At 37.1% G+C, this 15,640-nt stretch carries 11 protein-coding genes; 3 read left to right on the forward strand and 8 right to left on the reverse strand.

The annotated features are described in order from the left end of the window. The 5 genes from AC1W31_RS12415 to AC1W31_RS12435 all read right to left on the reverse strand — a co-directional run. Positions 1-1,403, reverse strand: a 1,403-nt coding sequence (locus tag AC1W31_RS12415; RefSeq protein ID WP_481734771.1) for an MBL fold metallo-hydrolase RNA specificity domain-containing protein, incomplete at its 3' end; no start/stop codon positions are given. A gap of 246 nt (positions 1,404-1,649) precedes the next feature. Continuing rightward, a complete protein-coding gene (locus AC1W31_RS12420; protein WP_481734772.1) occupies positions 1,650-2,207 on the reverse strand; it encodes a CAP domain-containing protein in 558 nt (185 codons plus the stop codon). 191 nt (positions 2,208-2,398) lie between these two features. Next, positions 2,399-3,448 carry a DUF6807 domain-containing protein gene (locus AC1W31_RS12425; RefSeq protein WP_481734773.1) on the reverse strand — a complete coding sequence of 350 codons (1,050 nt, stop codon included), beginning with the start codon at positions 3,446-3,448 and terminating at the stop codon, positions 2,399-2,401. Positions 3,449-3,508: 60 nt separating this feature from the next. Further along, positions 3,509-4,756, reverse strand: coding sequence for a hypothetical protein (locus AC1W31_RS12430; RefSeq protein WP_481734774.1), 1,248 nt, complete (start codon positions 4,754-4,756; stop codon positions 3,509-3,511). 105 nt (positions 4,757-4,861) lie between these two features. After that, on the reverse strand, positions 4,862-5,992 hold the full coding sequence (locus AC1W31_RS12435) for an acyltransferase family protein (protein WP_481734775.1): 1,131 nt from the start codon (positions 5,990-5,992) through the stop codon (positions 4,862-4,864). Positions 5,993-6,229: 237 nt separating this feature from the next. Here AC1W31_RS12435 and AC1W31_RS12440 point away from each other — a divergent pair, with 237 nt between their 5' ends. After that, positions 6,230-7,900 carry a dihydrolipoamide acetyltransferase family protein gene (locus AC1W31_RS12440; protein ID WP_481734776.1) on the forward strand — a complete coding sequence of 557 codons (1,671 nt, stop codon included), beginning with the start codon at positions 6,230-6,232 and terminating at the stop codon, positions 7,898-7,900. A gap of 184 nt (positions 7,901-8,084) precedes the next feature. Further along, a complete protein-coding gene (locus AC1W31_RS12445; protein WP_481734777.1) occupies positions 8,085-10,877 on the forward strand; it encodes a glycoside hydrolase family 2 protein in 2,793 nt (930 codons plus the stop codon). Between the two features lie 71 nt (positions 10,878-10,948). On the opposite strand, the gene fahA is transcribed toward AC1W31_RS12445, so the two are convergent. From fahA to hppD, 3 genes are all read right to left on the reverse strand, one after another. Continuing rightward, positions 10,949-12,145 (reverse strand): fumarylacetoacetase, encoded by a 1,197-nt coding sequence (gene fahA, locus AC1W31_RS12450; protein ID WP_481734778.1) that lies wholly within the window; start codon positions 12,143-12,145, stop codon positions 10,949-10,951. Between the two features lie 145 nt (positions 12,146-12,290). Continuing rightward, entirely contained in the window at positions 12,291-13,448 is a 1,158-nt protein-coding gene (locus AC1W31_RS12455) for a homogentisate 1,2-dioxygenase (RefSeq protein ID WP_481734779.1), read from the reverse strand. 14 nt (positions 13,449-13,462) lie between these two features. Continuing rightward, positions 13,463-14,596 carry a 4-hydroxyphenylpyruvate dioxygenase gene (gene hppD / locus AC1W31_RS12460; RefSeq protein ID WP_481734780.1) on the reverse strand — a complete coding sequence of 378 codons (1,134 nt, stop codon included), beginning with the start codon at positions 14,594-14,596 and terminating at the stop codon, positions 13,463-13,465. 121 nt (positions 14,597-14,717) lie between these two features. On the opposite strand from hppD, the gene AC1W31_RS12465 reads away from it, so the two are divergent. Continuing rightward, a complete protein-coding gene (locus AC1W31_RS12465) occupies positions 14,718-15,617 on the forward strand; it encodes a LysR family transcriptional regulator (RefSeq protein WP_481734781.1) in 900 nt (299 codons plus the stop codon). Positions 15,618-15,640: the final 23 nt, after the last annotated feature.

The following is a 15,640-nucleotide window of genomic DNA, read 5'->3' on the forward strand; positions in this document are numbered from 1 at the left end:
TCAGGAATCTCCACATTTGGATATCCTTCATCTTCCAAAGCATCTCTAAAAACGCCCATACTTTCATATTCTCCGTGAATTAAGAACACTTTTTTGAGCTTATCTTTCGGTTGTTTTTTGACAAAATTTAGTAAATCGTTTTGGTCGCCGTGTCCAGAAAAGACGTCGATTTTTTCCACATTTGCTAATACATTATGCTCTACATCTTTAATTCTGAGGGTTTTCTGTCCGTTCATTAATCGCCAACCAAGTGTTCCTTCGGAGGCATATCCTACTAATAAAATCGTACAATAAGGATTATTGATATTGGCAGCAATGTGCTGTTCAACCCGTCCGCCCGAAATCATACCCGATGCTGAAATAATAATGCAAGGTTCCCCGTAATTAGAAATGGCTTTACTTGATTTTTCGGATTGGATATACTGTAAGTTTTCAAAATCGAAAAGCGTTTCATTTTCACTTTGAAAATCTTGCGCTTCTTTGTTTAATTGCTTTAAATTTTTCTGATAAACCCTTGTCGAAGCATACGCTAACGGACTGTCACTGAATACTTTAATGGGCTGAAAGCCTCTTTCGGTATAAAGTTTGCTCAGGGTAAAAAGTAGCGCTTGTGTTCGTCCAACCGAGAAGGCTGGAATAATTAAACGGCCAGGAATATCAATGCAAGTACGTTTAATGACATCGCCAAGTGCATCTTCTGGAGATTGTTGGTCTTCGTGTAATCTTGCGCCATACGTTGTTTCGCAAAGTAAATAATCTACCGCTGGAATTTCGGCGGATGGATTAATGTGGAGCGGATAATTATTACGACCAATATCGCCCGAAAAGCAAATACTTTTCATCTTGCCATCTTCTTTAACTTCCAAAACTATATGAGCAGCACCCAATAAATGCCCTGCTGGAATGAACGTTACCCAAGCGGTATCAGAAACCTTGAAACGCTGATTAAAACGAATTGAAACGAAATTTGCTAAGGCGTTTTCAACGTCTTTCTGCAAGTACAAATCACCTTTTACGAGCAACCTGTCCATTTTTTTCTTCTTTTTCTTACTATCTCCTTCTGCCTGCTTAATTTTCTTTAAATTCAAATTAGCAGAATCATGGAGTAAAAGAGTGGTCAATTCAGCCGTCGGCGATGTGCATAAAACTTGGCCTTCATAACCTTCACGATAAAGCATCGGAATATTGCCGGAATGGTCGATGTGAGCGTGCGTAAGTAGCACCAAATTTACCTGTGAAGCTTCAAATGGGAAAAATGCTCTATTCGTTACGGGCTGCCCATAATCAAGGTCTCGTTCCATATTTGTACCGCAATCAATCAGAATCTTATATTCATCATCTAATTCAAGTAAATACATACTACCTGTTACTTGCCTCGTAGCTCCCCAAAAAGTTAATTTCATTCGATATATTTTTATGGTTTGTATCTATTTAGAAACAAATATTCATTAATAAGATAATTACTTAATTATCAATGAGTTAGTAGTCTAAAATAGATAATTTATTTAAAATTTGTATTATTAGTTTGTGATAATATTAATTAGAGGGATCAGGGAAGGAGGATATGTTACAAATATAGTAAAAAAATAAGGTTACTGCTAAGTAAATAGATGTGTGTTTTTAAATATTTATTTTAGCCAAGCTTCTTTTTAACCGCCAAAATCTTGCGTTAATCGGGCAAAAGGACTACGTTTTGTTTTAAAAATCCCTTTAGAAATTCTTCCGCTACAACCTAAGGCTTTTAACCGAGGATTAAGAATATTCTCCCGATGATGGGGTGAATTCATCCATCCATTGATAACCGAACGAGCTAAATCTGCGTAGGTACGCAAAGGCAATGGCTTTTTTGTCTCACAATTGATAAATACATAATCTTGCCCATATTTGGGAATTTCAAAACAATATCTGTCCTCATTTCCGCCCAAGATATCGTGCTGAGCAATGTTTTCGGCCATTTCTCTAAATTCTCGGGTGTACAGAAAAATTCTATCAACCATTTTTCTATTTTCAGGATTATAGGGATTTTCGTGACTATAAAAATCCTGATTAATCATCGCTTCTGAATGATTAATCGTTGCTGTATGAAGGGGATATGAATAGACAAATTTGGGCAAATTGAATTTCACTCTTTCTTCATTAGTCAGATGAAAAAGAGCGGCATCTAAAAGCGAATTATTGGGATTTCTTGCATCAATGGGCTTATTCATTTCCGGCAGTTTCATAAAATCAATAGCAGACATTTTATAAAAAAGCGAGTCACGCTGTGCAAAGAGTACATTTGGGAGGATGAGAATAAAAAAAAGGCACTTCATTGGTTATATTTTTTAGATAAACGAATGATGTACCTTTTTAGTTTAATCTTGTGTGAATTCACGCAAAAAAGTAAAAATTATGGTTTCTACTTATTTTTTGCAAATTCAGCCGCTAATTTATTCAAAGTCGCATCAGAAACTTTGCCCGAAGTTACCACCGTTCTGTATCTAAAAGTAACGGATTGATTAGGAGCAAGTTTGAAGTTCAATTCCTTTTTTTCTTTGCTAAATACTTTTTCACCCAATGGATTTGCGGCAAAAAGTCCGTAACCTCTTGCGTGCCAGAAGGTTGGATAATTTACATTGCTCGGATGGTCAATAATAGCAATCGAAATATCTTCATCTTTAATTTTACCCGAAAGATTAGTCCATTTTCCTCTGGTACTCCAAACATTTTCACCGTCAATTCCTTCTGAACTATGGTAATTTCCCGTGATTCCTGTATTATCCAATTTATCAACTTTAGTTTCAATACCATTGGCATCTACGAAAACATCGGGCTTATCAGATGGATGTTCTAATTCACGAGCCACACGAATGGCAAAGAAACCGTCTTTCACATCTTTAAACATAACTTCCTCATTTTGAGCCGTTAAAGTCGTAATTCTGTCAACAATTCTTTGATTCCCGTTGGCATGAAAAACGTATTTTGTCGTTTCTTTTAAAAGCGTTTTACCTTTTCCGTCGGTATCAATCCAATCAGCTTTTACCGTCAAATCAGCATGGTTATAGCCACCATTTGATTGCACTATTCCAGTATGCTTAATGGTTCCGTATTTTGTGCGGTCTTTAATGGCCGTTGAATTATTCCAGAAGTCAAATCCGTTCACTGACTCATAATTCAACCACATTCCCACGTGGTGCGGATGGTCAACTCTTTCGCCTGCACGAGTAGCAAAGGGGTAACCACGAGTGATGGTTGTTCCTTTTGACGTTAATATTGGGAAAAGGACAGGTTTCTTCAGGATTGAATCGCTTGGATAGAAATAGGAAGTAAATAATTTTCCATCTACCAACACATCAACTTTGTGTTCTTTGTCCTTATTAATGAGTTGGATACGGTCTTTTTTGTTTTGGGCAAAACATTGACCAATCAACAAAAATGAAAAAAGAAGTGTAATCTTGAAAGTTTTCATGAATTAAATTTTATCGTTTAGAATAAGAGTAAAATAAACCCAAAATTTACTGGTAAAAACTTAAATTTTCTTTTTCATCACCATACTCAACCAGTAAATTATGCCAACAAAGACGACGATTTCTAAGAAATATTCGACGGCAAATTTTGGCCCTAAAAGATTATCAAATCGTAGAAAAGGTTTTCCAATTCTAAACCAAAATGAAGGCTGAACGGTAGCAAAACCTTGAAAAATAAAGGTAAGGACTAAGAAGGTTTTATGCTTGAAAAAATCGAAACAGAATAGCAGGGGCATTGAATAAATGAAAATATAATTGGCGTACGCACCAATCTGTACAACCATCATCATACCAAAAATGACAATCCAGATTTTGGGTATAAATTGTTGAATACCAAGGGTTTGGCTTTTTAAAGTCTGCCAAATAGCGATGCTTAAAATAATGAAAAGCCCAATCCAATTCAATAATTTAATGTCTTTGGTAATGCCATAATCCCAAATTAAGGGATTGATAACCGACCACATATTCACCGCCATTGGATCTTGAGCCAAACGAATTGGCATTAAGAATGAATCGCCGCCTAATAGATATAAAATCAATAAAACAGGAAGACCAACGATCAGATTGCCTACAATAAATTTGACCTTATCTTTCACTTTGAATAACAACAACGGAAGCAGTAAAACAAAGAATGCTTTCGTGGTTAATAAGCCTAAACCCGTAATAATTCCAAGCACTACATCAGATTTTTTACGTTGCCAAGCATACACTACCAAACAAGCAAAACCCCACATCCAAATATCCTCTTGTCCCCCCAATACGCAAAAAATATAGGGGCCAGGCAGGAGCAAGTAAATAAATGCTTTGAAGGTGGTAGCGTGCTGTTTTTCAGCGGGATAAGTTTTCATCGTCAGCCATAATACCAATAATTCAATCAAAATCATGAGCAAAGTAACGGCTCTGGCGGTATCCCAAAAATAAAGTGGCAGGGCAGTAATGTAAGCAAAGAAAGGAGAATAGACCGAATCAAAATCACGGTAAACTAATTCTAATTTAGCAGCATGTTGGGCGGATTTCCAAAAGATTTGTACGTCTGATTGAGCATCGTAACCATAATAAATATAAACGATAATGAAAGGAAGAATTCGACACAAAAAAGCGATTAATCCAAAGGACTTTAAAGCGCCAATGTTGCTAAAAAAAACTTCAATTCTATTTCTAAATTTAAAAGCGAAGAATGCCAATAAACACAGTATTATTGAAATATAAGCTTTATTATAAACTACTTCGTAAAGTTCGTAATCTGTCATCGTGTTTTGAATTTGAATATTTGTAATCAATAATTAGTATTACGCTAATATTTTGATTTTCAAATATTTATAGGTTTTAGTAAAAGATAATTTGTATAATTCAGCTCATTTACTCCCACTTTTCACGGTTGTAAATTTGTCTTTTATTCTTAAAAATGGTTTTTCAAAGAATTCGTAGGAAAGCATTGATATTAAGATAGTTAAAACGTAAGAAATTGGATAGCTTACAAAATTACTATTGTTATACGAATGTGAAATTTTAACCCCAATAACCACCGCTATGGTGTGATACATGTACATCCCATAAGATATTTTTCCTAAATAATTAAAAACAGGATTTTCTAAACTCAATATTGAGGCTGGATTTTTTGCCAAATTTATTAAAATTAAGGTAAAAATCAACGAATAAACTTCCTGATTTACGCCTGGCAAATATACGCCAAATGAAAGCATCAAAATTAAGGTTAAATACAAAAATAGTTGAAAGCCACGATGAAAAATAAATTGTACAAAGACGGAATTTAATTTGAAATAAGTAAAATATGCGCCAATTGCTCCGAGTATCATGCACGTAATTCTGAGCGACTTGATAAATTCACTCAAATATTTCCACCAACCAGTTTCTGGCATATAAATTACTGTAAGTGAGCGTATTATGTAAAATAGACAAAAGAAAATTATCATGACCAACAATAACTTTGACGCTTTGGTTTGCCTAACTACCCAAGGCCAAAAGTAATAAAATTGTTCCTCAACCCCAATCGACCAATTTTGTGAAAGATAGGGAATATGCTTGAAAACACCCGTAACAATATTGGGAAGAATTAAAATATAGAAGAGTAATTTTTCGGTAAAATCGACTTTAATGAGTTCAGTCTCACCTGAAATATTAAGGTAAGAAATTTCTGGTAAAACGAATAATCCTAAGAAAACGGTGAGATAATATAAGGGCCAAATCCTCAAAACTCGCCTCATATAAAAACTTCTAATATTGATGGTATTGGTGCGTTCTTTTTCAACCAATAATAATGAGGTAATTAGAAAACCGCTCAATACAAAGAATAAAAAAACGCTCAATGGGCCAATTAAGCGAATAAAACGAGTGTAAAAAAGTTGGTTATCGTAACCAAACTTCTCTTTAAACTGTTCAATATGATGAACAATTACCCAAAAAGCCGCAATGAAACGAATTCCGTTGAGATTAGGGAAAAATAATGAGTTTTCTTTGGAAGACATTAACGATTAATTTTTACAGAACTACAAAATTAAGTTCTTTGATTTCGTTTCACAAGTTATTCCTTAGATTTAGCGCAAAGCATCGCTTTTAAGACGAGTATTTATCAAGACAAATTTATATTTTTCAAAGATAGCTTTTGAAAGCAAGCGTTTAGCCTTATTTTTGGGTTCAAATTCAAATGATAGTAAAAAGCAAAATATTTTGCTTCAAGATTAAATTTCCTATAATAAAGAAAAATGGCAGAAATTATAACCATGCCCAAAATGAGCGACACCATGACTGAAGGTGTTGTGGCAGAATGGCTCAAAAAAGTTGGCGATGTCCTTAAACCTGGTGACGGCTTAATCGCTGAAATTGAAACTGATAAAGCAACCATGGAGCTTGATTTGGACGAAAGGATGGATTTGAGCAATTTTAGAGATTGTCGTCTATTATATATTGGTCTGGAAAAAGGGAAAGCGGTCCCCGTTGATAGTATAATTGCCATTATTGGTGAAAATGGAGAGGCTTACGAACACCTTTTGAGTGGTAACAAAGAGGTTGAAGCTCCCGCAGAAACTCCTGCACCAACCACAGAAGCTCCAAAGCCTACTGCTCCTGAAACTCCTGCTGTTGATACCTCCTCAATCAAAGCTGAAATCATTGGAATGCCCAAAATGAGCGATACCATGGAAGAAGGTACGTTGGTGGCTTGGTTGAAAAAAGTTGGTGACGTGTTAAAACCTGGCGATACGCTTTTAGCGGAAGTTGAAACGGACAAAGCCACGATGGAATTTGAGTTAGACAATTTCTTGGATGTTACTAAATATAATCCATGTACCTTGCTTTATATCGGAATTGAGGCTGGAAATACCGTTCCCGTTGATGCTGTAATTGCGATTATTGGGGAACCTGGCGCTGATTTCCAAGCATTGCTTGCGGGTGGAAAAACGGCTTCGGCTCCTGCTGCATCCGCTGAGGCTGCTCCTGCAACGGTTGAGGTTGAAGAAACGAAAGCAACTGAAACCGTTGAAACAAGTAGTTCAGATGCTCGCTTGAAAGCTTCACCTTTAGCAAAAGCATTGGCAAAAGATAAAGGAATTAATATTTCGGAAGTAAAAGGTTCGGGTGAAAATGGTCGAATTATAAAAGCTGATATTGATAATTTTGTTCCTGCTGCTCCTAAAAAAGCCGATTCAGTTGCTAAAACTACTTCAGCTCCCGCACCAAATGTAATTTTGGGTGAAGAAAGTTATGAAGATATACCGTTGAACCAAATGCGGAAAACGATTGCTCGTCGTTTGTCTGAATCTAAATTCTCGGCTCCAGAGTTTTACTTAACCATGGAGATTAATATGGATAAAGCCATGGCTGCCCGTGTTTCGATGAATGAGATTTCACCGGTGAAAATTTCGTTTAATGACATGGTGATCAAAGCAGTTGCCGCTTCTTTGACGAAACATCCAAAAGTAAATTCATACTGGATGGGCGATAAAATCAGAATTAATCACCACGTTCATATTGGAATGGCGGTTGCGGTTGAAGATGGTTTATTGGTGCCTGTTATCCGTTTTGCGAATGCAAAATCACTTTCACAAATTTCTGCGGAAACGAAAGACTTGGGTGGAAAAGCGAAGAATAAACAATTGCAACCAAAAGACTGGGAAGGAAATACCTTCACGGTTAGTAATTTAGGAATGTTTGGCATTGATGAATTTACATCAATTATCAACCAACCAGAATCTTGTATTATGGCCGTTGGTGGCATCAAAGAAACCGTTGCGGTGAAAGACGGTCAATTCTATGCAACCAATATCATGAAAGTTACCCTTACTTGCGACCATCGTACCGTTGATGGGGCATCGGGTGCGGCATTCTTGCAAACATTCAAACAATTCTTGGAAGACCCAATTAAATTATTGGTGTAATTTTTAAGTAAGAAATACAAAAAAGGGTAGGATACTAAAATTTCCTACCTTTTTTTGTGTCCTAATAAAGCCAAAAATGAAAAATTTTGCAGAAATAATGTTATTTTTTGAATAAGTTGTCAGTTTTTGAAGCGGTACTTTTGTGTCCCTTAAAAATAGAAAAATATATAACAAACATACAACAATGATAATTAAAGTTAAAAATTACCATTCACTAATACTGGCTTTTATAGTTTTTGCTTCAAGTACAGCCAATGTATTTTCGCAAGAAACCATGCCTTTGCCCGAACATCCTCGGCCAGATTTTGAACGTGCTGCTTGGCAAAATCTCAATGGAAATTGGGATTTTGAATTCGATAAAAACGACGTTGGCAATACCGAAAAATGGTTTTTAGGTAAAAAGAAATTTACTAAAACAATCAGCGTTCCTTTTCCTTGGGGTGCTCCTTTGTCGGGCGTGAAAGATGAGGCTGATATTGCGTGGTACTCAAAAAATATCAAGGTCAAAAATGAGTGGAAAAACAAAAAAGTATTCGTTACCATTGGGGCTTCCGACTGGAAAACAACCGTTTGGCTCGACGGCAAAGAATTGGGAAGTCACCAAGGTGGTTATACGCCGTTTTCATTTGAATTAACCAATTTGAAATACGGGACAAACCAAAATTTAGTGGTAAGAGTGGATGATAAACGCCGTGATTTTACGCTTTATGGGAAACAAGGCTACGGAAATGCTCGTGGAATTTGGCAAACGATTTACTTAGATGCTCGAGGTCAAAACTTCTTAGAAAACGTACAATTCACGCCCGACATTGATAAAAACCAAGTGAAAGTAACGGCGTTTTTAAAGAGTCCATCCGAGAAGGATTTGGATTTAATCGTGAATATTGACGAAGGTTCACAAACATCAAGACGTCAAATTTTTCCAAAAGGTACCACCCAATATTCATTTATCATTCCCATTACAAATACGCATCTGTGGACTTTAGAAGATCCTTTTTTATATTTCGCCACCATAAAATTGGGCGATGACGAAGTGAAATCTTACTTTGGAATGCGTAAAATTTCGACGGTCTATTTACCAAATACCAACTTCAAATACGTTGCCTTGAATAATAATCCGATTTATCTGCAACTTGCCCTCGATCAATCTTATCATCCAACGGGTTTTTATACTTTTCCGACCGATGAATTCATGAAAAATGAAATTTTGTTGGCTCGAAATATTGGCTTGAATGGCATTCGTACCCACATTAAAGTGGACGTACCAAGAAAACTATATTGGGCGGATAAATTGGGCGTTTTGGTCATGTCCGATTTGCCGAATTTTTGGGGTGAACCTGATAAAAATGCGCAGCAAGAATCGGAATATACCTTGAAAGAAATGATTAAAAGGGATTATAATCACCCCGCTATTTTTTCTTGGATTACTTTCAATGAAACGTGGGGCTTGAAATCAAAAGTGGAAATTGATGGAAAAAAACAGACCAAATATCTACCAGAAACGCAAAAATGGGTTGCTTCGGTTTATCATTTAGCAAAATCCTTGGATGACACACGTTTGGTAGAGGATAATTCCATTTGTTGCGGGGCGGGACATACCGAAACGGATATTAATTCATGGCATGAATATTTGCCTGGTGAAGGATGGGAAAAACATTTGAAAACGATTACCAATAATACTTACGTCGGTAGTGAATTTCACTATGAAAAAGGCTACAAACAAACCGACGTTCCCAATATAAATTCGGAATGTGGCAATGTTTGGGGTTACGAAGGAAGTACGGGAGATGTTGATTGGTCATGGGATTATCACCGCATGATGAATACCTTTAGAAAATATCCAAAAATTGCGGGCTGGTTATACACCGAACACCACGACGTAATCAATGAATGGAATGGCTATTATCGTTTCGACCGTTCAGAAAAAGAAACGGGCGTTGGTGAATTAGTGGACGGAATGGGCATTAAAGATTTTCATTCGGAAGTTTACTTATCAACGGGTAATGAAATTAGTCGAAGCGTAAAACCCAAAGAAGAAGTGTCAATTCCCCTTTATTTATCGTCAATGACGGATAAAGAATTGGGAAATACGTTGAATCTGAAAGTGAAAATGTATGGTTATGACGCTTTGGGGCAGAAAAAAACGTGGGGAGAAATATCAAAAACCATTCCTTACGAAGCGTGGGAGCAGAAAGAATTAGAACCCTTAAAATTGACCATGCCCGATGAAAAATCGGTAGTAATCGTAGCACTAACCTTGGAAGATAATGCGGGAAATATTGTTCACAGAAACTTCTCCATGATGATTGTTGAAGGAAATGCACCCGCCGAAATGAAACTTTTGAACGGCAAAACCGTCAAACTCTTAACGATTGAACCTAAGAATTTTAGCGATGCAAAATGGTCAAAAAAACAGTGGGATGTCATGGAAGGAGCTAAGGTAAACGGAACGGGTGCTGGCTATTTTGAATATAAAATTAAAGTGCCGAAAGACATAAATTTAGCCAATGTAACCAGTGCTTCTTTTATTGCTGAGGTTTCGGCCAAGCAACTTTTTGCGAAAGACATGGACAAAAAGTTAGCGGGAAATGAAGATTATATGTTGGGAGCCGTGGCAGAACCAAGCCAAAATAAAAATTCTTATCCCATGACGGATGTTACAAGGTTTCCAAGTGCTGTTTCAGTCAAAGTAAATGGAAATTTTGCGGGAAGATACGACTTACCGAACGATCCCGCCGACCATCGGGGTATTTTATCGTGGCATTATCAAATTCAAGATAAAAAATTAAGGGAGGCGGGTTCTTACGGATATCGTTTGAGCGTGAATATTCCTAAAAAATCATTGGAAGAAGCCATAAAAACGGGCGAATTGGTAATCAGACTTGAAGTGGACGAAGGCTCTGCGGGTGGATTAGCAATTTTTGGCGATAAATTTGGTCGTTATCCCATGAATCCTACGGTAATTTTTGTTTTTTAAAATAGAAGTTTTTCAAGTTATAGTTTCAACGCTGGCAGGGTTCAAAACTTTGCCAGCGTTAGATTTAAGCATTAGATAGCAGGCAAAATCATGGTTCTTACCTGGCCAAAATCAATTCTTAACCCATTTTTTTCGGCAAAACCGCTGATAATGATGGTGTCAAAATCTTCTATAAACTTTCTTTCGGTTCCATCGGGTAACGTGATTGGATTTTTCCCTCCCCAAGTAATTTCTAAAAGTGAGCCAAAACTATCGGGATGATTACCCGAAATGGTCCCAGAACCCAATAAATCTCCTACGTTTAAATTACAGCCATTTACCGTGTGATGCGCAATTTGCTGCGCCACCGTCCAGTAAAGATTGTTGAAATTTGAACGTGAAATCTCCAAGCTTTCACCGTTTTTTGTTTGTAACATTACCGTTAATTGTACATCAAAATTTAAGTGATTTTTTTCATTCAAATACGGTAAAACTGTTGGAATTTGGGTGGGTGCTGGAACTCGAAATGCCTCGAGCGCTTCAATCGTCACAACCCACGGAGAAACGGAGGAAAAGAAATTTTTTGCTAAAAACGGCCCTAAAGGTACGTATTCCCACTTTTGAATATCCCGGGCGGACCAATCATTCAATAATTGAAAACCAAAAACATAGTCTTCTGCCTGATTTACATCAATCGAATCACCAATTTCATTGGCTTTACCAATCACCGTAGCCACTTCTAATTCAAAATCTAAACGAGTGGTAGGAGCAAAAATTGGCGGTTTCATTTCGTCATGTTTAACTTGCCCTTTGGGACGATGAAAGTTTTTTCCAGAAACAAAAATGGAACTCGAACGCCCATGATACGCTACCGGAATATGCCTCCAATTGGGCATTAAAGCATTTTTGGGGTCACGGAACATGGTACCAACGTTGGTAGCGTGTTGTTCGGAAGAATAAAAATCGGTGTAATCCCCAATGCGAACGGGTAAGTGTAATTCAACCGAATTGACGGGATAAAAAACGGTACGGGGAATATTTCGTAAATCAGTTAGTAAAATCTGTAAGTGTTGGCGAAGGGCATTCGTTTTTGCTTTCCCCAAAGCCATAAATTCATTTAAAAACTCCTGCGCAAAGACTTTTTTGTCAATGTCAAAACCATCAAAATAGCCCAAGATGGCCAATTCGGATAAATCAACAATTTGCTCACCGATGATGGTGGCGAGCCTTTTAGAAGAATTATTGACGGAAAAAATGCCAAAAGGAATAGTGTCAAGGGTGAATGTCATGTTTTTAATCCAAATTGATTGATATATGGTTAATTAAATAATTTTTAATTATTTTTTGCCTTAAAGTATCTGATTTCGGAACTTCCCGAAAGTTCTAAAACTTTCGGGAAGTTCTAGAAACTTAACTAAAAATGTACCTAATTTATCATTCCAGCCAACTTTTATAATAGTTGCCATCATCAATTTTTAAAGCCTCCTCCGTGAGCATCAGCGGGCGAAAAGTATCAATCATCACCGCCAATTCTGCCGTGGAGGTATGCCCAATACTGCGTTCGTATGCTCCCGGTGCGGGGCCGTGCGGAATTCCCCCAGGATGCAAAGTAATGTGTCCTCTTTCGATATTATTCCTACTCATAAAATCCCCATCGACGTAATACAAAACCTCATCCGAATCAATGTTTGAATGATTATAGGGTGCAGGAATTGATTTTGGGTGATAATCGTACATCCTCGGACAAAACGAACAAACCACAAAAGCCTTCGTTTCAAAAGTTTGGTGAACCGTGGGTGGTTGGTGAACTCGCCCCGTAATCGGCTCGAAATTATGAATTGAAAAGCCGTAGGGAAAATTATAACCGTCCCAACCCACCACATCAAAAGGATGCGTTGGATATAGCATTTCGTACAGGATGCCTTGCTTTTTAATTTTTAGGATAAAATCTCCTTTTTCATCGTGCGTTTCCAAATCGTTGGGTAATTTATAATCACGTTCACAAAAAGGCGAATGTTCTAATAATTGCCCAAAGTAATTTCGGTACCTTTTCGGGGTATAAATGGGATGAAATGATTCCGTAATTAACAAACGATTATCCTCGGAATCAAATGAAATTTGGTAAATCATTCCCCGTGGAATCAGCAGATAATCTCCGTATTCAAAATCAATATTGCCCAATTGGGTGCGCAATTTCCCCGAACCCTGATGCACAAATAGTAACTCGTCGGCATCGGCATTTTTGTAAAAATAGTCCGTCATCGACTTTCGGGGAGAGGCCAAACTAATATGAACGTCAACATTTACCAGAACGGGCGTTCTACTTTCCAAGAAATCGTCTTTTGGCATCACATCAAAACCTTTCAGCAAACGAGCTTTCAGGTGTTTTTGAACGGCAATTTTGGGTAAAATATCCGTTTCTGACAAAATTTCTTTCACCATGGTCGGACGGTAAATCTGATACATCAACGAAGACATACCTTCAAATCCAACCGTACCAAACAATTGTTCGTAATAAATACCGCCCTTTGGTTGCTCAAATTGGGTATGCCTTTTGGGTGGAATTTTTCCAAGTCTATGATAAATTGGCATATTTTGCAATGATTTTAAAGGTTTCCTCTTTTCTCTTGTTCTCGTTCAATGGCCTCAAATAAAGCCTTGAAATTCCCTTTTCCGAAGGAAGTAGCCCCTTTTCGTTGAATAATTTCAAAAAACAGCGTCGGTCTATCTTCCACGGGTTTCGTGAAAATCTGTAATAAATAACCTTCCTCATCCCGATCCACTAAGATATTTAACGCTTTCAAAGGTTCAAGATCCTCATCAATTTTCCCGACTCTTTCCAACAAATCATCGTAATAGCTTGAAGGCACTTGTAAAAACTCAACGCCCCGAGATTTTAAGGCTGAAACGGTTTTGATAATGTCGTTGGTTGCCACGGCAATATGCTGAACCCCAGCGCCATTATAAAATGCTAAATATTCATCAATTTGAGACTTTCGGATGCCCGCCGCTGGTTCATTAATCGGAAACTTGATGTACCCATTGCCATTGGAAACTACTTTTGACATTAAAGAAGAATATTCGGTGGAAATATCAGTGTCATCGAAAGTCATTAATAGCCTAAATCCCATCACATTTTCGTAGAATTTTACCCAATTATTCATCTCCCCTAATTCCACATTTCCAACGCAGTGATCTACGTATTCCAGTCCGACGGAGCCTTGGAAAATACGACTTTTATAGGGTTGAAAATGGGGTAAAAACACGCCATGATAATTTTTTCGTTCCACAAAAGTATGAATTGTATCACCGTAGGTTTTGATGGAAGAAACGATGACATATCCGTGTTCATCCGAAATATATTGTGGCTCAGCAATGCCGATTGCACCTCTCTCAACGGTTTCGTGGTAAGAAGCGGTCGCATCATCCACCCAAAGCGCTAAGACTTTTACACCATCACCGTGTTTGTGAATATGTTCCGAAATATCAGAATTAGCGAATAACGAAGTGGTCAATACCAACCTGATTTTGCCTTGTTGCACCAAATACGAAGCCTTTTCTCGATTCCCCGTTTCGGGGCCTAAGTAGGCCATAATTTCAAAGCCAAATACACTTTCATAAAAATGGGCGGCTTGTTTGGCATTTCCCACGTAAAATTCAATGTAATCGGTTCCCTTCAAAGGCAAAAAATCGCTATTTTGCGTTGAATTATTGGTTGATTCAAGCGTTAATGTTTTCATTTTGATTACTCGTTTTTTGATGAATATTTTAGTAAATATCCGTGAAAAAATAATACTTATCCAATAGTATTTTCTAACTTTACGATAAGAAAAACTTATTAGAAAAAGAAAATTATCATTTATGGAACTTAGACAATTGAAATATTTTGTAGCCATTGCCGAAGAATTGCATTTTGGTAATGCCGCCAATAAATTGTTTGTTTCACAGTCTGCCTTGAGTCAGCAAATTCAGTTGTTGGAAAATGAAATGGGAATTGAATTATTCAATAGAATCAAGCGAAAACAGCAACGAAAAGTTGAATTAACCGAGGCAGGAAGTAGTTTTTTGGAGGATACTAAAATGATTTTGCAACTTAGTCAAAAAGCCGTTGAGAAAGCCCGAAAGATAGGATTACACCAAGAAATTATTCATTTGGGCGTTTACAAAATGTTATTGAATGAAAGAATCATTGAAGTTATTAGCCTATTTTCCAAGCATTTTCCCGACGTTGAAATTAAGATTGTCGAACTGCCAACGTATAGAAGTGTGCAGGAGGCATTATTGGAAGAAACCATCAATTTCGGACTGACTTTATTGCCATTAAATAATGATAAACTAATGGCTAAAACCACACAACGAGGGCATTTGAAAATTATTTTAAGTAAAAATCATCCGCTGGCAAATGAGGAATCGCTAAAATTATCAAGCCTAAAAAATGAAAAATGGGTTGAAATCAATAAACACCTTCATCCTTTTTTTGATGAAATAGAACAAGCTTGTCAACGAGCTGGTTTCAGTCGAATTCCAACGATTTTGCAGGAAGTTTCTTCGCTCGAATTACTGTGTAGTTTAGTGAATTTAGGCATTGGAATTGCGTTTGTTCCATCCTTGTTTAATTTAAGCCATTTTGAAGGAATCGTGGTAAAAGACTTAGTCAATGATGACAATTCGCTTTTTGATGCAATAAAAATTAATCACGCCGTGGCCTATAAAAACGACAAAATATCGCCCTTGATTGAAGCATTAATAGGATTATTGTAGCGGTAAAACTAACTTCAGTATGC

Source organism: Arcicella sp. (genome assembly GCF_964672035.1).